The sequence below is a fragment of the Vibrio harveyi NBRC 15634 = ATCC 14126 = KCTC 12724 genome (genome assembly GCF_001591145.1).
In the GTDB taxonomy this organism is placed as follows: Bacteria; Pseudomonadota; Gammaproteobacteria; order Enterobacterales; family Vibrionaceae; genus Vibrio; species Vibrio harveyi.
On sequence record NZ_BCUF01000002.1, the window covers coordinates 191,139 to 216,628 of the forward strand.

Consider the following 25,490-nt stretch of genomic DNA (forward strand, 5'->3'; position numbering starts at 1 on the left):
ATGTTGCAAACAAAAGATGTGGAGCTATTGCTTATCCACGCTGCACTCCAAGTTCAATATCAAAAGCCCGAACAGGCGATCACGTTGCTGGATGCGTTGTTAGAAATCGAACCAGATCATCAAGAAGCTCGCCAAACACTGGCGGTGGCATGCCTGAATTCTGGTCGTTACACACGTTCAATCGAGCTGTGCGAAAGCTTATTGGAAGCAAACAACTCAAATAAAGCGGGCTTATGGTTTTGTCTCAGCCAAGCGCGCTGGAAACAAAATGATGTTGAGGGGGCACGCCGTGCTCATCGACGTTATCTGAAATCTCTAAATAGTGAATCAAATGAATAAGTTGATCGATATTCTAAACAAAGTTGGACAACGCAAAGACATCATGCTCGCCGTGATGCTATTGGCGATCGTCTTTATGATGATTTTGCCTTTACCGACGGCATTGGTGGATGTACTAATCGGTACCAACATGAGTATAGCGGTCGTCCTTTTGATGCTTGCTATCTACATTACCTCACCGCTGGAATTCTCTGCATTCCCGGCGGTTCTTTTGATTACAACGCTGTTTCGCTTGTCACTTTCTATTACGACAACGCGACTTATCCTTCTGCAAGGCGACGCCGGTCAGATCGTTTATACCTTCGGTAACTTCGTAGTTGGCGGTAACTTGGTCGTGGGTATCGTGGTGTTCCTGATCATCACCATCGTTCAGTTTATGGTGATCACCAAAGGTTCTGAAAGGGTTGCGGAAGTCAGTGCTCGATTCTCCCTTGATGCGATGCCGGGTAAGCAGATGAGTATCGACGGCGATATGCGTGCTGGAGTGATCGACGTTCATGAGGCACGTCATCGTCGTTCATTGATTGAAAAAGAAAGTCAAATGTACGGTTCGATGGACGGTGCAATGAAGTTCGTAAAAGGGGACTCCATTGCCGGTCTGGTGATCATCGTGGTGAACATTCTGGGTGGTGTGACCATTGGTGTGACTCAAAAGGGCATGTCAGCGTCTGAAGCGCTTGAACTGTTTGCTATTTTGACCGTCGGTGATGGCCTGGTATCGCAGATTCCGGCGCTGTTTATCGCTATTACGGCCGGTATTATCGTTACACGTGTTTCAAATGAAGATTCCTCTGACCTAGGTTCAGATATCGGTGGTCAGGTTACCGCGCAACCAAGAGCTTTATTGATTGGTGGTGTCCTATTGGTGCTGTTTGCACTCATTCCAGGCTTCCCGAAAATCACTTTCCTTGTGCTTGCCGTTGTTGTAGGCGGTGGTGGTTTCTTCTTGTTCTATCAACAGAGAAAGCAAAGCGAATCTGACAGTTCTGACCTACCTAGTTTTGTCGCCCAAGGGGCGGGCTCGCCAGCTGCCAAACCGAATAAACCAACCCCTTCTCGCAACAGCAAAGGTAAATTGGGCGAGCAAGAAGAGTTTGCGATGACAGTACCGCTGCTCATCGACTTGGATTCTCGCTTACAAGAGAGCCTAGAAGCTGTGGCATTAAATGATGAACTCGCACGAGTCAGACGCGCGCTGTACCTCGATCTAGGTGTGCCATTCCCGGGCATCCACTTGCGATTTAATGAAGGGATGAGCAACGGTGAATACCTGATTCAATTGCAAGAAGTACCGGTTGCTCGCGGTCGAATTGAAAGCGAAAAATTGTTGGTGACAGAGGGCAATGAGCAGATAGATTTACTGGGTGTGCCTTACGAAAGCGATGACGACTTTCTGCCGGGCATCGCGAGTATTTGGGTTGACCACAGTCACCGAGAAAAATTGCAAAACAGCCATGTGGGCTTTTTGACTCCCGACCGCATTCTGACTTACCACCTGTCTCACGTACTGAAAGAGTACGCGCAAGACTTTATCGGTATTCAAGAGACCCGTTACTTGCTTGAACAAATGGAAGGCAGCTACTCCGAATTAGTGAAAGAAGCGCAACGTATTGTGCCTTTACAAAAGATGACGGAAATCCTGCAACGCCTCGTTTCTGAAGATATTTCTATTCGTAACTTACGTGTGATCTTAGAGGCAATGGTTGAGTGGGGACAAAAAGAGAAAGACGTGGTTCAACTGACGGAATACATCCGTTCCAGCTTGAAACGCTACATCTGTTACAAGTATGCCAGCGGTCAAAACATGCTGCCTGCGTATCTGTTGGATCAGAGCTTGGAAGATACGATCCGTAACGGTATTCGCCAGACTTCAGCGGGTAGCTACTTAGCGCTTGACCCTTCTGTGACTCAACAGTTTGTCAGCGACGTTAAGCAAACCATCGGTGATTTGAGTCGCATGCCAAATAAACCTGTGCTGGTGGTGTCGATGGATGTGCGTCGTTACGTACGTAAATTGATTGAATCTGAATACTACGAACTGCCAGTGTTGTCGTTCCAAGAACTGACTCAGCAAATCAATATTCAACCGCTGGGAAGGGTAGGAATGTAATGGCGTGTGAACTCGCTCAGTCTTTAATGGCGTCAGGAATCGAAGTGACGCCTTACTTTTGGCAGAAAAGCACCATCTTGCTCGGGCAACGATACGAGTGCGACGGTATGGAACTGGTATTCCGAGTGGAAGAAGGTGAAATCATCATCGTACTGCTGCGAAGAATCAGCCCTAATCAAGGTTTGAGCAATCCTTTCTCTGCTCTGTTTTTGCTCGCAGAACACGCGATCCGATTGTACCCACCCGATTGGAGCATTCGCGGCAACGTTGACGTATTGCGAGGCAGCAATATGAGTAGCCAAAGGTTAGCGCAGTTCTATTTAAAAGCCTGTGGGGCGAGCCACGATGAACAAGAAGATTGGTACTTCTTGCGCCTCAGTGATTACCGCCCACTTAAAAAGAGAAAAAAGTAAAAACTCTCGACTGTTACTGACAGCATCCAAGAGATGCTTCGCTTTAAGATAGGTATCAAGATGAAGCAACCCTTTACCGAAACCATTGAAAAATCAGAACTTGCTATCCGTAATGCGGAAGATAGAACTGATGTCTTCAATGAATTACTTGAAGGATTAGGCGTTGGTCCAGTAGCAGGAAATATTCTGCTCGATGGGTTAAATGCTTCGCCCCAATTGATGAAACAAGCAGAGCATGAACTGCTTGAAGAAGTACAACGCCGCAGACAACAACAGCATCAAGTGCAAGCCACGAGTACCAAAGGCTCTAGGCGCAAGCGACCAACAATGATGCGTGGCATGGTGATCTAGAGGTTTCTAAATGACGGATATGACAACCATGAACTCTGTATCTGGAGTTCTAAATACAGCAACGAATCGTGACTCTCAAGCCTCTTTCCAGCAGCGTTTGGTAGAGACCCTTTCTCCAATTCTAGGCGATTCCGATGCAGCTCAATTAGAGTCTTTGATTCGCCAATTACCAATGGTAGTTGGGCGTACCGAACAAGAAAGTTTGGACCTGTATGCAGATTCATTACGCACGCTGCTAGAAAAGCAAGCCGCCTTTACGGGGACTGCTGCCGCTGAGACTGCTGCGCATTGGATGCAGTCACTGCAACACCAAGCGGTGAATGGTCAGATTGCGCCTCAAGACGTAGTGACTGGCGTAAACAACACGCTCGCGCATCAATTCCAGTCTTGGTTCGATAAGCAATTAAAAGATACGGTCGACAGCTCGCTTCCAACAGATTTTATCAATGAGTTTCGTTTAGGCAGCCAAAGCACCCAAGCGCAGCAAATTGCAGCCCTAGATGCGAGCGCGCTTACAGCCGCGACAGCAGAGATCAGCAAATTTGTAGACGCTCTTGCGCAGCAAATGAGCTCTAGCGAAGTCCGTGATAGTGCGATTTCATTTTTGCGCAATGCCTTTCGTAATCTAGGCTCGGTAGATATCAACGGGCTCAAGAACTCGAACTACTTGCTAACGCAAGAAAGCTTCAGTGCAGCGGTTACAGCTCAACTGGTTACTTCTTTGGACAGCGTAGGCATCACGTTAAGTAACAGTGATGCTAAGGCTTTGGCAGATAAGATTGCTTGGATTCCAGGTATGTCCAAGCAAGAGCTTACCGGTGCATTAAATGACCTAGCAAAACAAGTGAAAGGTCAGTACGAAAACGAATACGGGGCAGGACAGGTTGGTCAACTGCAAAACGTGCTTAATGCCGTGGTAGCAAACCTCAAGAACTCCCCAAATGCGATAACACTTTCGAGTTTGTTTTCTAGCATTGCGGTAAGCCTTGTGAACAAGCAAGTCGATACGTTTTACGGTAACCTCCATAAGGTACAGAAATACCAAGCGACGCAAGATCAGGTTGATCTAATCAAACAAAATACTGCACGAGACATAAACCTGCTATTTGAGAAGATTGTTGCCAGAAAAGACATTGGTACTGATTTCATTACGCGTCATCAAAAAATGATGGAGAACCTTAGCAAGTTAAATACGCGCTTGAGCAAAATCTCAGAAGAAGAAAAGAAGATAACCACAGGAGCTGACGGGAAAGAGCACGCTGATGTTAAAGCGGAACACTCTCTGACTGCTCGCGATTTACTGTCTGTGATTGAATCCAGCATTGGTGATCGCTTTGATGAGCGTGTGCTGTTTGCCTTAAACGAGCGTCGCGTTAACCGACTTGAAAAACGAGATCAGCAAAAAGAGGAACTTCAGTCTTATACAGCAAGGCTAAAAATCTTTGGTGAAGTACAGTCTCAGATACATATCAAGCAAAGTGGAAGCGGTACTTATGGTGAAGGTTACAACCCTGAAAGTTATAAATTTAACCACACCAGTTTTAACTACAGTACTCCAGAAGAATTTCATAAGTCACCTGAGTTTAAACATCTAAGTGAAGTTTTTCGAAGTGACAAAGGCTGGGGGCAACCTGGACCAGGTAAGAGAGCGAATATCTATCAAGATTATATCGATTTTGACGCGATAAACAGAGACAAGGTTAACTTGTCTAGTGTCATCGAGAGTCGAAATGGAACAGATGTTCGATTCATTTTTACTAAAGAGAATGTCGAGAAATACATCAAGCCAGAATTTCGACATCCATCTGGTGGAATTCAGCCTTCACCCGAAGACGTACTAAAGGTCACACACCGTATGTTTTTGAGATATGAAGGTATTGATGCAAAAAATGAGAATTATCAAAATGGCGAGAAATCCAAAAAATTGTCTGATTTCTCTAGTTCTGTCAGTGATAAATCCAAGTTGCTTAACGATGAAGTGCAAATCAAAACCACTGAGCTGAACGACACCAGTTCTCAATACAACTCTACCGTTGAAGCTATGAACAAGTTTGTTCAGAAGTACCACAGTATTTTACAAGAAATCCTACGAGCGATTTAAGGATAAACAACCATGACTACACAAAACGCGGCAACTGACCCATCTCAAATGCAAGCAGAGGAACTACTTTCTTTTCTAGAGGATGGGGGTACGTTAAAAATGCTGCACGACGTATCGGCAGATACTATCGAGCACATTTATGCGGTTGGATACAACTTTTTCCAATCAGGCAAGGTAGAGCAAGCCGCTAAGGTTTTCCAACTACTTAGCATGCTTGATCATTACCAAGCGCGCTTTTTCATTGGTTTGGGAGCCGCTCGTCAGGAACTGGGTGAGTACCTGCAGGCGATTGATGCCTACAGCTACGCTGCGCTTGTGGATATTAATGATCCACGCCCACCTTTCCACTCTGCAGAATGTCACCTTAAGCTTGAGCAATTGACAGAAGCAGAGAGTGGGTTTTACAGCGCGAAGGAGATGTCTGCCGGGAAATCAGAGTATGCAGACTTGCATCAACGAGCAGACATCATGTTAGAAGCGGTGAGAAACAAAAGGAGTAACTAGAATATGAATTCTATTGCACTTGACCGCACTCAGAGTCAGGTATACACACCTGATTCTGGCCAAACTATGTTAGACAAGGTAACGAAGACCGCATCTCATGCGTCACCTTCTGTAACCGTTGAAAACGTAAAAGGTAAAGATGCTGAAGCATTGAACACTGGTAAAGTTAAAGTTCAGCTTGATGCACCTAATGCCGCAGTAAGCGATAAGGTTAATGAACTTACGCTGAAAGCCATGGCTCAGCTACAAAAAATCGTAGACTCGATTGCCAAGGTTTTGCATGCGGTTGCCGACAATACGGGCTCGCTAGCAGTGAGAATCATCGCAGGTTCTGCGGATGATTTTGAAGTAGAGCTGGCTGCAATCACAGACAAACTGAAGAGTGCTCAAAACGAGCTTAAAATTCAGGAAGTGAAAGTAGCGAAAGCGAAGCACGAGCAAGAAATGGCAGAAAACCAAGAGAAGATCAAAGAGTCTGAAGCTGCGGCAAAAGAAGCTCAGAAGTCAGGCTTAGCCTCTAAGATCTTCGGTTGGATCAGTGCTGTTGTCTCTATTGTCGTTGGTGCCATCATGGTGGCTACTGGTGTTGGTGCGGCAGCAGGCGCATTAATGATTGCCGGCGGCGTGATGGGCGCGGTTAGCATGGTTCTACAAGAGCCAGCTGTACAAGACGCGATGAAAGAGGCTGGTATTAATGTCGATGCTCTCAACAAGGTCGTGATGGCTCTAGAGATTGCCGTAGCAGTTATCGGGGCAATCGTCACCTTTGGCGGCGCCGCTGCAGGTGGTATCGCGAAATTGGCGGCGAAGAGTGCAGGTAAGATTGCACAGAAAGTCACTGATATTGCGACCAAAGCAGCAGCGAACATGGCGAAGATCGCAGATATGGGCTCTAAAGCTGCGACTACGACTGCGAAAGCAATCCGTTTTGGTGCAGAAACCGTCGACCTTGCTGTCAATGTTGGTAAGGGGACCACTGATGCGGTTCATGCTTCTAAGAACGCGAAAGTTACTAATATCCAATCGGATATCACTGACTTGCGAGCGAAGATGACCCTTAGCCAAGCGGTTATCGACAAGCTTAAAGAAGAGATCGCTAAGCTGATGGAAGATTTCCAAGAGCTAATGAGTGTCATAATGCAGATGATTCAGGCGAAAGGCGAAACGATGCAAGCGGTGATGAGCCGTCCAGCGACGGTTTAAGGAGCGTTTATGTTAGATAAAATTGGCAATACTGGACGTGCAGATCTTTACGGTTTGGGCGAGCAAGGTAAAACCACTAAGGCTGAAAAAGCGCCTGAGACAAAAACGGAAGCTGCGGCAATCCGTGGTAACAGCGAGGCAGCAGTATCAGGTCCTAAACATTACCAATTGGATGGTCCAAAAGCACCTGCAATCGGCGATCAAGCTCGAGTAGTTGAAAAGCTGATGAGCGCATTGGCGCCAACTGTGAATCTGCTAATGCAGACAACAGAAAAAGCCCTAAACGGTGAGCAGGTCATTAAATCTCCATCGGACGCGATTTCACAATCACTGTCTCTGCTTACGCTGCTTTATCAAGTGTCTAAGCTAAGCCGTGAGCAGCAAGTACTGCAACGTGAAATTGCTGTTGAAGCAAACGTAGCAAGCCTTAAGAGCCAAGCACAAGAGCTTAACAACTCAGCCAAAGCGATGATCGCAATGGCGGTTATCTCTGGTGTTATGGCGGGTGTTACCGCAATCATGGGCGCAGTTGGCTCAATGAAAGCAGGTAAGAAGATCAAACAAGAAGCCGCTGGTAACAAAGCATTTAAGGGGCAACAAGCAAACTTAGATGCCAAAATGGCTGAGATCAAAAACACCAAAGGTTTTGAAGGCGCGAAAGCAAAACGTGGGGAAATGCACCGCGAAGCAAATATGATTCGTACCGATATGGATCATATCAAAGCGGATACCACGGCTTACGGACGTAAGTTTGATAAGCAAATGGGCAACAACCAAGCGACGAACTCAGTCATTCAAGCTCTGACTCAAATGGCAAACTCTGCGTCAAACGTAGAGCAAACCAAAGCTCAGGCTCGTAGTAAAGAAGACGAAGTTCTAGCGACACGCGCACAAGCATCTAAACAGAAAGCAGACGAAAACGTCGGCTTCCAAGAAGGGTTGCTAAAAGAGTTGCGTGAACTGTTCCGCTCAATTGCTGATAGCCAAAACCAAGCATGGCGTGCATCTATCCCAACGGTTTAAACCGTAGCGGATAAGATCGCATAAAGAGTTAAGGCGCTGTATATACAGCGCCTTTTTTGTGTGGATCGCAATGGTATAAGCCGTAAAAGCCAAACTATTCTTTTGGTTTTGAAACGCTTTGCTTCCGGTAGTAGCTGAACGCAATGACGCTCTCTACGGTTAAGATTGAAAACAGCTTTATGTTGTCCGATAGCGGTAGAAGTAGAATACAGACCAGTGCGGTAACGCTAGCGGTCAAACAAATTGATAGCCGATGCTTTTGACGTTCCATGTCGAGTCCTACGGTATGGTTTTCAATGTCTTGTTACTTGGCGTTTTCATCAAGAAGGTTGAGTTTAGGCTACCTAATTTGTTGGATCATCGCTTCTTTCTATATGATTAAAGCTATTGAAAATTTGAGTGCCTTTATAGCACAGGTGCTTTGAAGGGCGAGTTGCCTTGGTTCGTATGTTTCGTTAACGATTTTTGATTTAGAACCACTAGATCTTCAAATTGTTGCCTCGCCTTCAAACCAAGTCATTCTTGCTGAACCTAGCACCTTGAGATTAATTGGGTATACAGCAAGTTAAGTAGGGAAATGAGCATGAACATGAGTGAGTTTTCGAAGCGTGTTGAACTGTCGCCTCATACACTCAGATATTATGAAAAAATTGGTTTATTGAAGAATATTCAAAGATCCCCCAGTGGACATAGGATGTATACCGCCAAAGACTTGTCTTGGATCGAGTTCGTCAAACGTTTGAAAGACACCGCGATGCCGCTTGAAGAGATCCTTAAGTACGCAGATTTACGTGAAGTAGGCGAGAGCACGATTGAAGAGCGTCAGGTATTACTAGAGAAACATCAAGAAAAACTGACTGAATACCTAGAGTTACAGAAGCAACACCTTGCAGCGCTAGAAGCAAAAATAGATTTGTATAAGCAAGGAAAAGTTCGTTGACTTAGAGTTAACTCTAACTTGTAGAGTGTTCCTAGATTCATACAAAAGGAGCATCAACATGTCATCGTCACGCTTTGATCAAGGATTAAAACTGCTTTCAGACATCGATGGTGAGGCAGGGCATAACGTTATTGATAGTCTGCAAGATATCTGTCCGGACTTAGCCAAGTTCACCATTGAATACCCGTTCGGAGATATTTACTCGCGACCTGCACTGGATATCAAATCGCGTGAAATCGCGACGGTTGCGGCATTAACAGCATTGGGGCACTGTCAGCCGCAGTTAAAAGTACACTTAAATGCAGCATTGAATGTTGGGTGTACAGCAGAAGAGATAAAAGAAGTCTTACTGCAAATGTCGGTTTATGCAGGGTTTCCTGCGGCATTAAACGGAATGTTTGCGTTCAAGGAGGTCCTCGCTGAACGGAGTGATCTGAATTAATAGGGAGCACGCAGGTCGTAGCATCAAACCGCACTCAAGGTCTTGAAAAGGTAATACAACAAAGCCAGAGCGTCGAATCTGGCTTTTTCTTAACTCATCTCATCTCTATTTAATCTACTAAGAAGGCGAGGACAACATGGGATGATCTTCTTATCTCTGCTTGGTCACCGCTATACCAATTCTTCGTTTATATAGCTTCAATCAATGGAATGTGCGCTGGTTAATGATTTTTATGTAAATAATGCCCCTGGACGTGATACAGCTAACAAAATTATTTTTGTTCGGTAACGTTCCCGAAAAGTTTGTATATTATCGCCCCATTGATACAAGTGGTAGAGACGCTCTGAGTCTGAGCGCTCTGAAATTCAGACTTTAGATGGGTATTTAAAGTCACCATAAGTTTGCAATTTTACTTGGGAACGTTTGCAAATAACCTAAGTATAAATTTACGTGAGACTATGGAAATGAAACTACACACTTTGACGATGGCAGTAGCGCTTGGGCTGGTTACAGTACCTGCATTCGCAACAACAGATGTTGACGCTCTTGAAAAGCGAATTAATGAATTAGAACAAAGACTTGAACAGACAGAAAAAGTATCCACAGAAGCAAATGAGAAAGCCTCAAGCTTTGAGTTTCATGGCTACGCTCGTTCCGGGCTGCTCATTAATGATGATCTGAATGGTGCAGTGGGTACTGGTCCTTACATGACGGCAGCTGGTGCTATTGGCGCGCCAATTGGACGATTAGGGGTTGAGGATGATCATTATGTGGAAGCAAACCTTATTCACAAACGCTTTGCAGATGATGGTTCCAGCGCATTGTTCCGAATCATGTTGGCAGATAGTACGGAAACCAATAACGAATGGACAGCGAGTGAGAGTCAATTAAACGTTCGTCAGGTATATGCTGAGCTAAACAAGTTGAGCATGTTCTCTGAATCAAGTGCGTTTGCTGACGCAACGTTTTGGGCAGGTAAACGATTTGACCGTGATAACTTTGACATTCACTTCTTTGACTCGGATATCGTTTTCCTATCTGGTACTGGTGCTGGCGTGTATGACGTCCAAATGAACGATTCATGGAAAGCAAACTTCTCGATCTATGGTCGTGATTTTGGTGAGATTGATAGCTCGTCAACTGATGTTGAAAACTATATCGCGACAATGAACAACCGCTTTGGTAATTGGCAATTGATGCTGAGCGGCATGACGTCAGCTGATAACAATGATCGTGTAGAAGGAGCTGCGGACAAAGGTTTACATGCGATGTTTGCTTACCATGGCGATAACTTCTTTGGCATGAGTGAAGGCTTCTCTAAAACTGGTATTTTGGTGGGTGATGGACTGGGTGCAGAACTTAAAGGCATTGGTTCAAACGGTGATTTGCTAGAAGACGCAAAAGCCGTACGCTTGTTCAGTTATGGTGTAACACGCATCGGCGACAACTGGCGTGTAGCACCTGCGTTGCTAGCAGAACACAGCCAAGATCGCTTTGCTAAAAATGATGAATTTACTTGGGCATCGTTCAACATCCGCTTAGCGCAAGAGTTTACACAAAACTTTGAGATGGTTTATGAAGGCTCATACCAATACATGGACCTAGACAATGCGATTGATAAAGCAAGTGGCAGTTTTTACAAAGCGACAATTGCACCAACGCTTAAGATGTCTACCGCAGCAGGTTTCTTTGACCGTCCAGAGCTACGTTTTGCTGTTAGCTACGTTGATTGGAGCGAAGACTTGAATGGCTACTCGATTAGCCAGGATGCGGGCGCTGCAACGATGGGTGATGGTGGTGAAGTTCTGTTTGCACTGCAAATGGAAACTTGGTTCTAAAGGGAGCTAACCTACAAAGAGTAATAAGAAAAGCGCCAACTGATTTCAGTTGGCGCTTTTTCATTAACAGGACTGACGCTCAATTGTTTTGAAGGTTAGTACCATCTTACTCATTTCAAAACTTCTGTTAGCAATTCTATCTAGTAACAGTTTCGCACCATTTTCCCCTGCTTTATCAAATGCATAGTTAAATGTTGATAAGGTTGGGGTGCACACTGATGCGAGCTCATCATCACCAACTCCTAACACTAAAACGTCTTTACCCGGTGTTAACCCGAGCTCTTGAATCGCTCTCATCGCACCGATAGCAATACGGTCTGTCGCACAGAACAAGCCATCTAGCTTAGGGTTCTTTGTTAAGTGTTGTTTTGCCAATGAATAGCCAGAATCGATTGTAAAGTCACCACGAGCATGGAAGGCGAGCTCAAAACCATGATGTTGTAGCGCTTGAACAAATCCTTCAGAGCGTTGCTTATCTACCGCGATATCGTCACCTTGCACACCAATAAAACCCATGGTTTGGCAACCTTTTGCAACCAGTCTATTTCCCGCTTCAAACCCTACTCGTGCGTCATCATGAATGATGCTTGGAATATTAAACATGGAGCCATCTTGACCGACGAGCACAACTGGGACGGCTGAGTTTTGAATTGCTTTTACCAGCTTGGAATCGAGGTGGGTGGCGTAAAGAATGATCCCTTCAACCCGTTTTTGGTTAAAGATCTGAATGTATTCCAGTTCTTTTTCGTGGGCTTGGTGAGTGCTAGCAAGTAAGACATGTTTCCCAGCTTTTTCAAGGACATCGGTTAATCCATCGACACCTTGGGATGTGGCATGAGAGGAAACCCGAGGAACAATGACACCAACCAGATTGGTCTTTTGAGATTTTAGATCTTTAGCGACTTGGTTCGGCACATAGCCACACTCCGCTACTGCTTGGCGGACCTTCTGTTTTGTCGCTTCTTTTACGCCATACTCATCGTTTATAACCCGTGACACTGTTGATTTTGATACGCCAGCCAGACGGGCGACATCATGCAGACTCGCCATTGTTCCTATCCATTCTGTTTTTCGTTTTTGGGATTGTTTGCAAAGAGAAGATGAAAATCTCTTTGATAAGTAGCGATTCTAACCTCCTATACTGCTCTTAGGGAGAGAATTTGACGATCATTCTCACATTCTCTCTGCTTTATCTTTGATCATTTGGTTTTATTGAGCAAAAATCTGTTTTGCAAACGTTCCCGAAAATATCGCAAGCTCAGATAATAATCCAATGGGGTATGAAATGAATTATCCGGCAGTAGCAAAAGAGTTGTTAACTCTATTAGGTGGTAAAAGCAACATCACCGCACTTGCGCATTGTGCGACACGCTTACGCCTTGCCGTTGCAGATGAGCAAAAAATAGATGAACAAGCGATTGATAGCCTTGAAGGGGTAAAAGGGCAGTTCAAAGTTGCGGGTCAGTACCAAATCATTTTTGGATCAGGCATCGTAAACCAAGTTTATGCAGAAATGGCGAAGTTGACGGGGATGAGTGAAATGTCCACCAACGACGTTGCGTCTGCTGGCGCAGAGAAACAAAACATCGTTCAGCGCGCGGTGAAAGGGCTGTCTGATATTTTCGTCCCAATCATTCCAGCAATCGTCGCTGGCGGTTTGTTGATGGGTATCTATAACCTTTTGACTGCTCAAGGCTTGTTTATTGATGGCAAATCTTTGATTGATGCCAACCCAGGACTGACAGACTTGGCGAACATGATCAACACGTTTGCGAACGCTCCGTTTGTTTACCTGCCTATTCTGCTGGCATTTTCAGCTAGTAAGAAGTTTGGCGGTAACCCTTATTTAGGGGCGGCGTTAGGTATGTTGATGGTCCACCCAGAATTACTTAACGGGTGGGGCTTCGGGGGGGCTGCGGTATCTGGCAACATTCCGGTTTGGAATATTCTTGGCTTTGAAATTCAAAAAGTGGGCTACCAAGGTTCGGTGTTACCGGTTTTGGTATCGGCATTCATTCTTGCGAAGGTTGAGTTGGGTCTGCGCAAGGTTATTCCTTCTGTTTTAGATAACCTTTTAACGCCGCTACTTGCGATTTTCATCACGGGTTTATTGACGTTTACTGTCGTCGGTCCATTCACGCGAGATATCGGTTTCCTATTGGGTGATGGTCTGAACTGGCTATACAACACAGCTGGCTTTGTTGGTGGTGCGGTATTTGGTCTTATCTATGCTCCGTTTGTTATTACCGGTATGCATCACAGCTTCATTGCGATTGAAACGCAACTTCTTGCGGATATTGCGACGACGGGCGGCACCTTTATCTTTCCTATTGCGGCAATGTCTAACGTTTCTCAAGGTGCTGCAGCGTTGGCAGTGGGCGTGATGAGCAAAGATAAGAAGATGAAAGGTATTGCGATTCCATCGGGTGTCACGGGTTTGCTGGGTATTACAGAACCAGCCATGTTTGGTGTTAACTTAAAACTACGTTACCCATTTATTGCGGCAGTTTGCGCTGCGGCGTTATCAAGTGCGTTCATCACAATGTTTAATGTGAAAGCTCAGGCATTAGGGGCAGCTGGTCTTCCAGGCATCATTTCCATCACGCCGGATAAGATTGGTTACTACATTGCGGGTATGGTGATCGCGTTCTTGACCGCATTTGTTCTCACCATTGTTCTTGGTATGCGTGACCGCGCTAAAGTCGGTAAAAAAGCAACGGCTTAATCTGAACTCCTTAAGGGTGGAGTCCCCCAAAATCCACTTCTTTTCCTAAATGTTTGGGGTGCTAGCCAAGCACTAATGGCTTGGCTAGCCTTTTTCAATTTTTACTTGGTAGTGAAGGTGTTCAACACGTTGGACTATCAGGGCTTTAATTTTAAGGTAAGCAAGATGAATCAAGTGTGGGTAACTGGTGATGCTGTTGTCGATCTAATACCGGAATCTGAGACTTCTTTACTCAAATGTCCCGGTGGTGCACCAGCGAATGTCGCCGTAGCAATTGCTCGTCTATCTGGTAAGAGTGCGTTTTTTGGACGTGTGGGTGATGACCCATTTGGTCGCTTTATGAAATCAACGCTGGATCAAGAGGGCGTGTGCACGGAGTTTCTCGTTAAAGATCCTGAGCAAAGAACATCAACAGTGGTGGTGGATTTAGACGATCAAGGTGAGCGCAGCTTTACGTTTATGGTAAAACCGAGCGCTGATCAGTTTATGTCTGTTGAAGATATCCCAAACTTTAAGCAAGGTGACTGGCTGCATGTTTGCTCGATTTCACTGGCAAATGAGCCAAGTAGAAGCAGCACATTTGAGGCGATCAAAAGAGCAAAAGCCGCTGGTGGTTTCATTAGCTTTGACCCTAACTTGCGTGATGAAGTGTGGCAAGATCAATCAGAAATCCAAGCTGTCGTAATGAAGGCTGTAGCGATGGCTGATGTGGTTAAGTTCTCTGAAGAAGAGCTTTTGTTCTTAACTGACTCAACATCGATAGCGCAAGGTTTACAACAAATAGCCGCTATGAATATTGCTTTGGTCTTGGTGACACAAGGTGCGAAAGGCGTTTGGCGCGTCTTTGAAAGTCAGAGTGAGCTGATCACCGGTCAAGTCGTTAGTCCGATTGATACCACAGGTGCGGGTGATGCTTTTGTCGGAGGGCTACTGGCATGTCTGTCTCAACATGAGGATTGGAAAAATCATCCTGTTGTTAGCTCTGCGATTCAATGGGCAAATGGCTGTGGTGCATTAGCGACGACGCAAAAAGGCGCAATGACCGCGCTTCCAACCCAGACAGAATTGCTGCAATTTATTGGGCAATGATCTTCAGATCCAATTTCAGTTGAGAAAAATTATGAGCTTAGACAACCGTTGGACTGTAGAGCAAAGATATCGCCGACTTGAACAAATCCCTCAGTGTGATATCGAAGAAATGACACTTTTACGTCAGCAAGATAAAGGCTTTCCTAGTTTTCATATCGCCCCTAGATTTGGGCTGTTAAATGACCCAAATGGGTTGTGCTATTTCAATGGTGAGCACCACATCTTTTACCAGTGGACGCCAGTGGGACCGGTTCATGGAATGAAGTATTGGTATCACCTTTCTACTAAAGACTTCATCCATTTTACTGATCATGGCGTGGGTCTTCATCCTGACCAAGACTACGATTCACATGGTGTCTATTCGGGCGGCGCTTTGGTGGAAAACAACAAGGCTTTGCTGTTTTTTACTGGCAACAAGCGTGACCAAAACTGGAATCGAATCCCAACACAGTGTTTTGCCACCATGGATTCAGACGGCAACATTGAAAAGCACGGTGTGGTCATTGAGAACGAACATTACACGGAGCACTTTCGTGATCCAAAAGTTTGGAAGAAAGGCGACGACTATTTGATGGTGGTGGGTGCTCAAACCAAAACTGAACATGGTTCAATGGCGCTCTATCAAAGCAAAGATTTGAAAACGTGGCAGCATAAAGGTTCTATCAAGACCAAGTTTTCTGACCTTGGGTACATGTGGGAGTGTCCTGATTTCTTTGAGATTAATGGTCAATCGGTGATGCTGTTTTCTCCACAGGGCGTGAGCAGTAGTAATCCTTATGATTTCAAAAACATCTATTCTGTCGCGTATATCGTGGGTGATCAGTTGAACCTAGAGTCGATGACTTTAGAAAACCACCAAGATATTTTACAGCCAGATTATGGGTTTGATTTCTACGCCCCACAAACCTATTTAGATGAGAATGGGCGTCGCATTCTTATTGCATGGATAGGGTTGCCAGAAATCGACACGCCATCGGTCACACACCAGTGGGCAGGAATGCTGTCTCTTCCTAGAGAACTAACGTTGAAAGATGGTTTTCTTGTTCAAACTCCGCTCCCTGAGCTGAAAAGTTTAAGAAAAGAAGAGGTGGTCTTTGCACAATCCCATACACTGGAAAGCACCAGTTGTTTGATCCAATTAGACCTTGTGGGCGATGGCTTTGAACTTGAGCTGAGTAACCTCAAGGGTGACAACATCGTCTTTAGTGCGACAGAGCACGAGTTTGTGCTGGAGCGTCATCACATGTCTCACTTGTACGCAGAAGAATTTGGTGGCATTCGAAAAGTACCAAGATTGGACGCTAAGCAGACGATTGAGATGTATATCGACAATTCTGTCATCGAGATTTTCATTAATGGTGGCAAACACACGATGACCAGTCGTTTCTTTATTGATGACCTCAATACGGTAACGTTGAGAGGGTTGGAGCAAGCAAGGCTTTTCCCTTTGAAATGTATTACAGGCTTGTTTGAATCGTCTATATAGTTCGGCGCATCGAACGGCGTTGTCCTCGGGTAAGAGATGACGCCGTTTTCAATCAGCTTTGTTTTTCGATATATACGATAGTTTGCAAATAGGCTCGATAAGGTGAGCAATTACCATTACCATATTGGCAAATTCATTAGCTCGTGATTATTTATGTCTTTACCTCCTTGCCCAAATTGTAACTCAGAATACGTTTATCCAGATCAAGACCACTTAGTTTGCCCTGAATGCGCACACGAGTGGAACCCGACTCAGGCAGCAGAAGAAGACGCCGTAAACGTGAAAGATGCCAACGGCACTTTGCTGCAGGAAGGTGATAAGGTCACGTTAGCCAAAGATCTAAAAGTAAAAGGCAGCTCATTGGTGCTGAAGATCGGCACCAAAGCTGTGATTCGTCGTATTAAAGACGGCAAAGATCATCAACTAGATTGTAAAGTCGATGGCGCTGGCGAGATGATGGTGACGGCGCAGTTTGTGAAGAAGGCGTAATACCTGCACTTAGATATCGCTTTCAGAAGCAACAAAAACAGCTCATTAGGAGCTGTTTTTTTGTTTTTAAGCAAAGCTTGATTATTGAGGGCAAAACGTTTGATTGAGCTCTTTTGCTACCTCGATACTTGCTAGCCCAAATCCACCCAATAAGGCGCCACTTGGTACGACAAGGATATTTTTGTTGATGCCGGCTGGCGTTGATTTTAGAGCCGGCAACTTGTCCAGAATCTTATCCGCACTCTGATACATATCCCACGCTCTTTGACTCACTAAAATGTAGTCGGGTTGCATCTCTAACATCGCTTCCATACTGGTTGAGCGATAGCCTTTAAAGTGTGCTTGTGCAGGATTAATCGCCCCTGCGAGAGTAATGATGGTGTCGATTGCCGTATCAGCGCCACCGACGCGTGTTGCTCCAGAGCGGTCAAGCATAAAGAAAATAGCTTTTGGCTTGGTTTGGCATTGTTTGTGTTCTAGTTTCTCAATTTCTGATGTCACGCTTTGTTTTAGCTGCTTGGCTTCAGTAGGATGCCCCATGACTGCTGCCAGAGTGTCTATTCGAGACAACAGCTGAGGGACATGTTGCCCTGAAGGGATTGTTACCACTTCGACACCACTTTTCGCAATTTGTTTGATGGCAGTTTGTGGTCCCATTTCATCAGTGCCGATCAAGTGGGTAGGGCGCAGTGCCATTACTCCTTCAGCAGAGAGACGAACATGTAAGCCTAACTGTGCGATGTCTTCATTGCCTTCAATCAAATGTCTACTGGTAAAATCTGCACCGACTAGCTTGTCTTGCGCGCCTAATGCATAAATGATTTCTGTCACCCCAAAGCCTGAGCTGATCATGCGATCTTCAGCATGCAAGGGCATCGTGACCAAAGAAGCGAGTGCCAAACATAAGAGTTTTTTCATGTATTTCACCTTACATACCATGAACAAATACGGGTATGTTTGATAAATCAAAGCCCTTCCGTAGAAGAAGGGGCTAAATAGTATAAATGTGCTTTAGAAAACGTATTTCGCGTTCACGCCGAAGTTGATACCTGGCGAAGTTAACGAGTCTGAATTTGCAACGGACGTTGGTGTTAACCCTTTCACACGGCTGTAGCTCCAGTATTTCTTATCAAATACGTTAAATACACCACCTCGAATGGTTAGGTTCTTGATTGGTTGCGCATAGGCGGTAACATCAACGATGCCGTAGCCTGGTGCTGACAAGTTATCTTTATTGCCCCAATCGCTGCCATCTTTGCTAGCAACAGCCGTTAAGGTGGTTTCCCAGCCGTACAGTGCATTGGCTTGGTCGAAGCCAAGACCCAATACCCCGCTCAGTGGTGCGACACTGTCTATGGCTTTTCCTGAGTCTTTATCCTCACCTTCAGACCATGCACCACTGACACGTAAGTAAGTGCCATTTGGTACAGGCATTAACGCTCCGAGCTGCAGGGCACTTGAGAATTCCACACCGTAGATTTTCGCGTTGTCGATGTTCTCGTTTTTGCTGTACATGTATCGAGTACCTTGGTGCACTTCAGTCCAAGATGTTGAGTTAATGAAGTCACTGTAATCGTTGTAGTACGCTGCTAATTCCCAGTTCAACGCTTGATAGTTCTGGCGAACACCCAGTTCAATAGAATCACTGGATTCGGGCTTCAAATCAGGGTTTGCAAGCACTACAACATGCATTCCAGGGACGGGATTACGCTCAAAGCTGTAGTAAAGCTCTTCTGGTGTTGGTGCTTTAAAACCACGCGCGTATTTAGCGAAGGCGCTGGTGGTATCGGTAAAGTGGAACACGCCCCCTAATTGTCCTGTGATTGCATCTGTATCGAGATCTTTGTATTCACCTAGGTTGCCGTTGATATTGCGATGATCTTTGGTTGGTCGGTATTGGAACATGTCGTAGCGAAGACCAGTGGTTACAATCAAGCGGTCATTCATAAGATACATCTGATCTTGCGCGAAAAGCCCAGCTTTGCGTACGTCAGTTTTTGGTGGCATTTCAACAACGCCACTGGTGTCTTTCCCTTTATTATCCGTGTCACGAGTTTCGAGCTTGAACTCGCTGTCGATTAAGGTTGCTCCGTAAATAAAGTCGTGATTTGTGTTTCCTAGCACGAACGATTTATCGAGCTGTACATCCAGCTGGAGCGATGTATCCTTCGCGTTACGTTGTCTGGTTCGATCGGTGCTGGTAAAAGGTGGGAAAGCGCTTGTCAGTGTGTCTTTTGTGGTGTTTTTCGCTTCCGAAATCTGCCAGTTTGCTTGCCAAGTTAGGCGATCAAAAGCGGAGTATTGAGCATTCCAAGTGTGCTCAATGCCAACGCGGCCTCTGCGCTGAGTGTCCTCGAAATGATAGCTAGAATATTTATTGAAGCCACTAGAGCTGCCTTCTAGAGAACGACTTTTCCCATCCGAGTCTTGTTCGAAGTACTGCCCAGTAAACACGAAATGATGCTTTTCACTGGCTTGAAGTTCTAACTTAGACAAAATGTTGTTTGATGTGTAGTTCATCGGATCGGCTTTACCGCGACCTTCGCCAGTGATATCAGCCCCATCGCCATGCGTTTCCAGTTCGTCACCATCGCGGTGAGTAAAGATAATCATCCCTTTAAGGTCTTCATTAAACTGGCGAGCCGCGTTTACGGTTGCTTTGTAACTGCCGTTGCGAGATTGATACCCTGCGTCGACACTCGCATGACCTTCTTCGCCTTGGAGGAGATCATCCGCGGATTTTGTTCTCATCAAAACGCTGCCGCCGAGTGCACCACTGCCGTACAAACTTGAAGACGAACCTTTGTTAACTTCAATGGCGGTGAGCGTATCAACTTCGACTTGCCCTTGACCTTTGCCAAGAACATTCATAACAGTTCCGCTGACTCCTGAACCGTAAGCGACGGGTTGTTCTACGCCATCGACTAGAACTTTAACCCGGCTTCCGTCCATTCCTCGGACATTGAAATCTGACGCCCCAAAACGTGAGTTGCCATTCATGCTGACGCCCGGTATGTAACGCAGGCTTTCTTCGATATTGTTTGCCATCTGCTTTTCAATATCTTCTGAGCTGACAACCGCCACACTACCTGCGACGTCAGAAATAGACTGTTCCATACGAGACGCAACGACGACAACGGTTTCCATTTTTTGTGTGTTTGCCGTGGGCTTTTGTTGTTCGGCATCACTAGATGCATAGGTGAGAGGGGCAATAAGCGTTGGCAGCAATAATGTAAAAGGTGCCACCCTTGGCTTTAAAAGAGACATACTGCATTTCCTTAGAAAAATCGCACTAAAAATAAAAGCTCTTAGCGCTTCAAGTGGGAATGGTTATCATTATTATCGCAGTATGATGAACAAGATTTGCTCACCCAGATTTGATCTTTATCAATTAATAATGCATCTCATTTGCATCTTTTGGGTGGTGGTGGAATGTTCAAGTCGGCAAACACCGCTGATGGCTGCCTCTCAATCTCGTTGGAATATTTCTGGTGCTAACTCCACCGCTTCGCACATGGCAGGAATATCTAGCAACGTGATATGGCTTTCGCACTCAGTAATAAAACCCTCGTTTTTCAGTTTTTTGAACGTCCTAGAAAGCGTTTCTGGCGTCATCCCTAGCTGTGTTGCGAGCAGCTTTTTTGTCACGGGTAATGTGATTTTCCCTTCGCTTCTCGATTGAGCACAATAGAAGTCAGCCAGCTTCATCACCAGTCTTTGGTTCGCGTTTACTTGCGTCAAAATGTTCACGGTATCCATCAGCTGGTGGATGCGATTGGTCATGTAGTTCATGACTTTTAATGAAGTCTGCGGAGACTGAGTAAACACCGTTAACACATCTTGGTAGTAGAACACTGATAACTCCGTGTCCTGATCGACACGGGCACTCATCGGATAGGTTCTTGGGGACATAAACATCGCCATTTCCGCAATCATTTCTCCCGCCATAAACACTCTAAACAGCTTTTCGTCGCCGTTTGGCATCAAACGAAACAGCGAGACTTTTCCTTTCTCTACCAAATACATATTTTCCGCAGGCTCCCCACGTTCAAACAGTTGATGCCCTGCATCGCAATGCAAAGGCGAGCGTTTTGAGAAGAGTTGCGTTTTTTCTTCTTCGTTCAGGAGCGAAACAATAGAGCCGGGCACGCTGTTTTCCTTAGCTTGATAATTATCAAGCAGCAAATTCGGACTTGGGGGATAAGATACAAATAATAATCATTATTGATTTATGTGCCAACTTATCCAACCTGAGAAAGGAGAACAGTTATGGACGGTATTAGCCACGTATTTCGATGGGTTGCCCTGTGCGGTCTGGTCGTTCTTTTTGTTCCCGTCGCCATCTTTGCTTAGGAGTCATTATGTCTAAACGATTAGCGATGCCCAATGAAGGGCGAGAAGTGACAAAAACACCGGGACACTGGGTACTCGCTCAACTGGGTAAGAAAGTGCTGCGTCCTGGTGGCAAAGAGCTAACACAAAAAATGCTGCAAGGGTTGGCAATTACCCGTGATGACCGTGTTGTCGAATTCGCGCCTGGTATGGGTTATACGGCACGTTTGTGCTTGGAAAAATCCCCTGCAAGCTACACCGCTATCGAACAAAATGAGCAGGCAGCCGAGATTGTTCGCTCTTACTTACAGGGTGCAAACCAACGTTGTCATGTCGGGAATGCACAAGAGACAGGGTTAGAGCCAGAATGCGCTTCTGTGGTTTATGGCGAAGCAATGCTGACGATGCAATCCGATGCGCGTAAAAATGAAATTATTGCTGAGGCTGCTCGAATCCTCGCGACTCATGGGCGTTACGGTATCCATGAATTGTGCATTACGCCAGATACTATCGATGAAGATAAAAAGCGCGCGATTCAAAGAGAAGTTTCCGAGACCATTCAACACCCCGCCAAACCCATCACACCCGCAAAGTGGAAAGCTCTGATGGAAGAGAATGGTTTTGTCGTTGAATTTGAAGCCGTTGCTCCAATGCATTTACTCGAACCAAAACGCGTTATCGCCGATGAAGGCTTGAGTGGGTTCTTAAAAATCGTGAAAAACGTACTGACTAAACCGCAAGCGAGAAAGCGTGTGTTAGGCATGCGTAAGATTTTCCGCAAACACGAAAAGAACCTATCTGCGATAACGCTTGTCGCAAGAAAGAAGGAAAGCTAAATCATGTTTGAATACACTTTATATGAAGATCTCGCCAGCGAAGTGGATATCCCCAAAGCCGGTATCACGAGTTGCCCTGTGTACAAAAGTGAGCGTTTGCGAGGTGTTATCTTCGGGTTCGCCGAAGGTGAAGAAATGAGTGAACATACTGCAGCAGTACCAGCGATTGCACAAATACTCGAAGGAGAATGTACGTTCACGTTAGAAGAAGAGGCGAAGGAACTAAAAGCTGGCGCTTGGTTGCTAATGGACGCGCATTTGCCTCACAGCATTATCGCGAAAACGCCATTGAAGCTGATGCTGTACCTGTTGCGCGAGCCTAAGTAATGTTCAAATAAGGTACGCCATCATTAAAACCAAATTGTTAGTTTACTAGGGCAACAGTATTTGGCAGCCTCAATAGCGATATTGAGGCTGTTTTCTTTCTGTTTCATTATTCGCCATTGTGCGTCCCAAAAGCCAGGCACGCATTTGCGCTCTGGTGTGCCATTCTTAAGCTGACTTTCTCGGTTTTTATCTTGATAGGAAAGGGTATGAAGGAATACGCGCCGCAGTACAGCAAAAAAGAAAAGATCATCAGAGTCGCTATCGCTGGCGTATTTTGCGTTCTAGTTGGCGTGCTGTTTAAGCTTGAGGGGGAGCCTTTGTTGCAAGCCGTCGCCGAAGCGCCCGAATGCTACGAAGTGTTTGGTATGCAGGGCTTAGAACTTCTGGTTCACATACTGTTCTTTTGGATGCCACTGTCCGTGTTTTTACTTGCTGCGGTATTGATGTTGCCACTTGGCGTACGTGGTTTGATCGAAGGTCAGTTTCCACCTAAAGGTGTGAAGGTATTCAGACCCACTGTGATTCAACGCGGCAAGCTCGGTACGTTCAAATCCCTTATTCATCTCTTGTTCCCCTTATTGTGCTTTGGCTTTGTCGTGTGGGGCAATGTTCAAATTGAACCCATGATGGAGATCTTCCAACCAAAACAAGGGGAAACAACTTGTATTGACAGAAGTTCTTGATGTGTCTTTGTGACCTTGGTCTCTTATAGATAAGCCAATAAATTCAATTATTTGTTGAATCTAAAATATTAGTCGTAAAGATAAAAATTATTATAATACGTTGCACTGTATATGAAATTACTTGTGCTTTCTCTTTGTTATAATTGGGCGCGATTTGAACAATATAACAAAAGGTATCTATTCATGTTCAGCAACCTCTCTATCAAGCAAAAGATAGTTCTCCCTCTATCTTTGATGATTGTATTACTGACTTTAAGCTCAGTATTGAATGTTCTCACGATGTGGAAACAAACCGAGCTTAGCGACACGCTTAACGAGCAGGTTACCCCAAGCCTTTTTACCATTGAAGATGCGTATCGCGACCTTTATCAAGCGACGTCAGCGATTCAAGGTTTAGCTCTGGCGCAGTCTCAAGCGGAAATTGACCACCATCTATTTGAATACAAAGACAACGCATACAAAGCTCTGCCACGTATGAAAAAAGTCATGTCACTGTCCGATGCGGGGGTAATGCCTCGCAGTCATGGTAGCGAGGTGCAGAAGCTAGTATCAACAGGTGAGAAATGGCTGCAAAGCTATGAAACCATGATCAGCAAGCCACAATCGCAGTGGGTAAGTTATTACGAGTCAAACAAAGCGGAATTTGAACACCAATTTGGTGCGGTACGTGAGCAACTAAATGTGGTGAAAGATGCGATTGAAGCGAAACAAAAGACGCTAAAAACGGATATCGCAGCAGCGGCGCTCCGTGCAGAACTTATTCTTGAAGCAGGCATCGCAATCGTAATTATCGCAGCGCTTGGTATGGTGGTATTACTGCTAAAAACTGTTGTGAAGCCAATCAACGACATCAAAGAAGCAATGGTGCAAATTGCGTCTGGAGAAGGGGATTTGAGCCAACGTATTAGCATCAACTCGCAAGATGAAATTGGTCAACTTGCCGGTGGCTTCAACCAGTTCGTGACTAAAATTCAAGCGACAGTGTCACAAGTCGTCGAAAGCGCAAACACATTGCGTCAGGAAATGAACAACCTGAATTCGTTGACCTCAACCATTGCAGATTCAACAGTTCACCAACAACGTGATAGCGAAGCTGTTGCCGCAGCAGTTCATGAAATGCAAGTGACCAGTCGCAACGTAAGCGACAGCGCAACAGAAGCCGCTTTGGCAAGCCAAACAGCGAACGAAGAGCTGTCGAATACCAATGTGATTTTGGAGCAAACAGTCGCAGCGATTCGTGATCTTGCGGGTGAGATTGAAAGTGCAAGCCAAGTTATCAATACACTAGATAATGACGTAAGCAACATTGCTTCGGTATTGGACGTTATCCGTGGCATTGCAGAACAGACCAACTTGTTGGCATTGAACGCGGCGATTGAAGCGGCGCGTGCTGGTGAGCAAGGTCGTGGTTTTGCTGTCGTGGCAGATGAAGTTCGTTCCCTAGCGAGCCGCACGCAAAAGAGCACGGGCGAGATTCAATCGATGATTGAGAAGCTGCAAGCAGGCGCTGCTCAGGCGGTGGAAGTGATGCAGGGCAGTAAAACCAGCAGCGAAGACACCATTCAATCGGCAGGTTTGGCGACAGAATCTTTGGCTGAAATCCTTAACGCGATCGCACGTATGAACGAGATGAACACGCACATTGCGACAGCAGCAGGTCAACAAAGCTCAGTAAGTGATGAAGTGAACAGCAACGTTCAAGGTATCGCAGACAGCAGCACGTCGATTGTTGATGTGGTGAGCCAAGCGCAACAGTCACTGTCTATGCTGTCAGAACAGACGCAACAGTTAGACAAGCAAGTCAGTCAGTTCCGCGTTTAATCAAGTGGAAGATTAGGTAACTCAAAGCCCCTTTAGTTTGGGGCTTTTTTGTCTTTAGGTGTTTGAATCCACACCATTATGCGGGGGGCGGGAACTCTCTATTCATTATTGAAACTGGTGTCTGGCGATGTGCATTTCTCGCTTTCTTCCTACGAGCCGCCGACATCGGAACAAAATATTTATCGTAAGGTCGTGGCTAAACGAGACTTCCGTTTATTAATGAGTAGAAGTTGTGGATTGAAGAAGGTGTGGGGCATAGTGCGCCGATATTTGATTCCCAGAAGTATGTTCCTCACGTGATGGCGTTTCTTAACAAACACTTTCCTGTTGTTTCGAAATAAAAGAAAACCGAGCTGAAATTATTCAGCTCGGTTTTTATGCTCTAACTGCGACTACAATCGTCTTAATAAAAGCATCTAAATCCCATGTTTTTTAGGG

At 45.4% G+C, this 25,490-nt stretch carries 24 protein-coding genes and 2 pseudogenes; 21 read left to right on the top strand and 5 right to left on the bottom strand.

What is annotated here, in order from left to right:
• The 8 genes from vscY to vopD are packed head-to-tail and all read left to right on the top strand — an operon-like array spanning position 1 to position 8,044.
• Positions 1-339 (top strand): type III secretion system chaperone VscY, encoded by a 339-nt coding sequence (vscY, locus tag VHA02S_RS01980; RefSeq protein WP_009698254.1) that lies wholly within the window; start codon positions 1-3, stop codon positions 337-339.
• Positions 323-2,449 (top strand): SctV family type III secretion system export apparatus subunit VcrD, encoded by a 2,127-nt coding sequence (gene vcrD, locus VHA02S_RS01985; protein WP_102949572.1) that lies wholly within the window; start codon positions 323-325, stop codon positions 2,447-2,449. The genes vscY and vcrD overlap by 17 nt, the downstream gene beginning before the upstream one ends.
• Positions 2,449-2,862 (top strand): LcrR family type III secretion system chaperone, encoded by a 414-nt coding sequence (locus VHA02S_RS01990; RefSeq protein ID WP_038898138.1) that lies wholly within the window; start codon positions 2,449-2,451, stop codon positions 2,860-2,862. The genes vcrD and VHA02S_RS01990 overlap by 1 nt, the downstream gene beginning before the upstream one ends.
• A 60-nt stretch (positions 2,863-2,922) precedes the next feature.
• Positions 2,923-3,213, top strand: a complete 291-nt coding sequence (locus VHA02S_RS01995) for an LcrG family type III secretion system chaperone (RefSeq protein WP_005441819.1) — start codon at positions 2,923-2,925, stop codon at positions 3,211-3,213.
• Between the two features lie 10 nt (positions 3,214-3,223).
• Positions 3,224-5,314, top strand: coding sequence for a virulence-associated V antigen (locus VHA02S_RS02000; RefSeq protein ID WP_038898137.1), 2,091 nt, complete (start codon positions 3,224-3,226; stop codon positions 5,312-5,314).
• A 12-nt stretch (positions 5,315-5,326) separates the two neighbouring features.
• On the top strand, positions 5,327-5,818 hold the full coding sequence (gene vcrH / locus VHA02S_RS02005) for a SycD/LcrH family type III secretion system chaperone VcrH (RefSeq protein WP_005450229.1): 492 nt from the start codon (positions 5,327-5,329) through the stop codon (positions 5,816-5,818).
• Positions 5,819-5,821: 3 nt separating this feature from the next.
• Entirely contained in the window at positions 5,822-7,021 is a 1,200-nt protein-coding gene (vopB, locus tag VHA02S_RS02010) for a type III secretion system translocon subunit VopB (RefSeq protein ID WP_038898136.1), read from the top strand.
• A 9-nt stretch (positions 7,022-7,030) separates the two neighbouring features.
• Positions 7,031-8,044: a type III secretion system translocon subunit VopD gene (gene vopD / locus VHA02S_RS02015; RefSeq protein WP_038898135.1), complete on the top strand. Its 1,014-nt coding sequence runs from the start codon at positions 7,031-7,033 to the stop codon at positions 8,042-8,044.
• 94 nt (positions 8,045-8,138) lie between these two features.
• On the opposite strand, the gene VHA02S_RS26090 is transcribed toward vopD, so the two are convergent.
• Positions 8,139-8,315, bottom strand: coding sequence for a hypothetical protein (locus tag VHA02S_RS26090; protein WP_169786526.1), 177 nt, complete (start codon positions 8,313-8,315; stop codon positions 8,139-8,141).
• Positions 8,316-8,627: 312 nt separating this feature from the next.
• Here VHA02S_RS26090 and VHA02S_RS02020 point away from each other — a divergent pair, with 312 nt between their 5' ends.
• The 3 genes from VHA02S_RS02020 (at position 8,628) to VHA02S_RS02030 (ending at position 11,264) form a co-directional block, all read left to right on the top strand.
• Positions 8,628-8,984 carry a MerR family transcriptional regulator gene (locus tag VHA02S_RS02020; RefSeq protein ID WP_038898134.1) on the top strand — a complete coding sequence of 119 codons (357 nt, stop codon included), beginning with the start codon at positions 8,628-8,630 and terminating at the stop codon, positions 8,982-8,984.
• A 58-nt stretch (positions 8,985-9,042) separates the two neighbouring features.
• Positions 9,043-9,426, top strand: coding sequence for a carboxymuconolactone decarboxylase family protein (locus VHA02S_RS02025; RefSeq protein ID WP_009698247.1), 384 nt, complete (start codon positions 9,043-9,045; stop codon positions 9,424-9,426).
• 464 nt (positions 9,427-9,890) lie between these two features.
• Positions 9,891-11,264: a carbohydrate porin gene (locus VHA02S_RS02030; protein WP_038898133.1), complete on the top strand. Its 1,374-nt coding sequence runs from the start codon at positions 9,891-9,893 to the stop codon at positions 11,262-11,264.
• A gap of 63 nt (positions 11,265-11,327) precedes the next feature.
• Here VHA02S_RS02030 and VHA02S_RS02035 read toward each other — a convergent pair whose 3' ends face one another.
• The gene (locus tag VHA02S_RS02035; RefSeq protein ID WP_009698245.1) at positions 11,328-12,314 is read right to left on the bottom strand and encodes a LacI family DNA-binding transcriptional regulator; all 987 of its coding nucleotides are present in this window, start codon (positions 12,312-12,314) and stop codon (positions 11,328-11,330) included.
• A 235-nt stretch (positions 12,315-12,549) separates the two neighbouring features.
• Here VHA02S_RS02035 and VHA02S_RS02040 point away from each other — a divergent pair, with 235 nt between their 5' ends.
• The 4 genes from VHA02S_RS02040 to VHA02S_RS02055 all read left to right on the top strand — a co-directional run bounded on the left by VHA02S_RS02040 (position 12,550) and on the right by VHA02S_RS02055 (position 17,053).
• Positions 12,550-13,989, top strand: coding sequence for a sucrose-specific PTS transporter subunit IIBC (locus VHA02S_RS02040; protein WP_005450218.1), 1,440 nt, complete (start codon positions 12,550-12,552; stop codon positions 13,987-13,989).
• Positions 13,990-14,154: 165 nt separating this feature from the next.
• Positions 14,155-15,078, top strand: coding sequence for a fructokinase (cscK, locus tag VHA02S_RS02045; RefSeq protein ID WP_038898132.1), 924 nt, complete (start codon positions 14,155-14,157; stop codon positions 15,076-15,078).
• A 31-nt stretch (positions 15,079-15,109) separates the two neighbouring features.
• Positions 15,110-16,564, top strand: coding sequence for a sucrose-6-phosphate hydrolase (locus VHA02S_RS02050; protein WP_038898131.1), 1,455 nt, complete (start codon positions 15,110-15,112; stop codon positions 16,562-16,564).
• Between the two features lie 153 nt (positions 16,565-16,717).
• A complete protein-coding gene (locus VHA02S_RS02055) occupies positions 16,718-17,053 on the top strand; it encodes a zinc ribbon domain-containing protein YjdM (protein WP_005450215.1) in 336 nt (111 codons plus the stop codon).
• 81 nt (positions 17,054-17,134) lie between these two features.
• Here the strand turns inward: VHA02S_RS02055 and VHA02S_RS02060 are convergent, their stop codons facing one another.
• The 3 genes from VHA02S_RS02060 to VHA02S_RS02070 all read right to left on the bottom strand — a co-directional run bounded on the left by VHA02S_RS02060 (position 17,135) and on the right by VHA02S_RS02070 (position 21,202).
• A complete protein-coding gene (locus VHA02S_RS02060; protein ID WP_038898130.1) occupies positions 17,135-17,971 on the bottom strand; it encodes a heme/hemin ABC transporter substrate-binding protein in 837 nt (278 codons plus the stop codon).
• 93 nt (positions 17,972-18,064) lie between these two features.
• Positions 18,065-20,320, bottom strand: a complete 2,256-nt coding sequence (locus VHA02S_RS02065; protein ID WP_038898129.1) for a TonB-dependent hemoglobin/transferrin/lactoferrin family receptor — start codon at positions 20,318-20,320, stop codon at positions 18,065-18,067.
• A gap of 201 nt (positions 20,321-20,521) precedes the next feature.
• A complete protein-coding gene (locus VHA02S_RS02070; protein ID WP_038898128.1) occupies positions 20,522-21,202 on the bottom strand; it encodes a Crp/Fnr family transcriptional regulator in 681 nt (226 codons plus the stop codon).
• Between the two features lie 212 nt (positions 21,203-21,414).
• Here VHA02S_RS02070 and VHA02S_RS02075 point away from each other — a divergent pair, with 212 nt between their 5' ends.
• From VHA02S_RS02075 to VHA02S_RS26540, 6 genes and pseudogenes are all read left to right on the top strand, one after another.
• Positions 21,415-22,221, top strand: coding sequence for a class I SAM-dependent methyltransferase (locus tag VHA02S_RS02075; RefSeq protein ID WP_038898127.1), 807 nt, complete (start codon positions 21,415-21,417; stop codon positions 22,219-22,221).
• A gap of 3 nt (positions 22,222-22,224) precedes the next feature.
• Positions 22,225-22,548: a cupin domain-containing protein gene (locus tag VHA02S_RS02080; RefSeq protein ID WP_009698239.1), complete on the top strand. Its 324-nt coding sequence runs from the start codon at positions 22,225-22,227 to the stop codon at positions 22,546-22,548.
• A 206-nt stretch (positions 22,549-22,754) separates the two neighbouring features.
• Positions 22,755-23,231, top strand: coding sequence for a hypothetical protein (locus VHA02S_RS02085; RefSeq protein ID WP_038898125.1), 477 nt, complete (start codon positions 22,755-22,757; stop codon positions 23,229-23,231).
• A 183-nt stretch (positions 23,232-23,414) separates the two neighbouring features.
• Positions 23,415-25,052 carry a methyl-accepting chemotaxis protein gene (locus tag VHA02S_RS02090; protein ID WP_017819109.1) on the top strand — a complete coding sequence of 546 codons (1,638 nt, stop codon included), beginning with the start codon at positions 23,415-23,417 and terminating at the stop codon, positions 25,050-25,052.
• 111 nt (positions 25,053-25,163) lie between these two features.
• Positions 25,164-25,283: pseudogene (locus tag VHA02S_RS26305) on the top strand (LysR family transcriptional regulator); the annotation flags it as partial.
• Positions 25,280-25,393, top strand: a pseudogene (locus tag VHA02S_RS26540) (alpha/beta hydrolase); the annotation flags it as partial. The pseudogenes VHA02S_RS26305 and VHA02S_RS26540, both read left to right, overlap by 4 nt.
• Between the last annotated feature and the right edge of the window lie 97 nt (positions 25,394-25,490).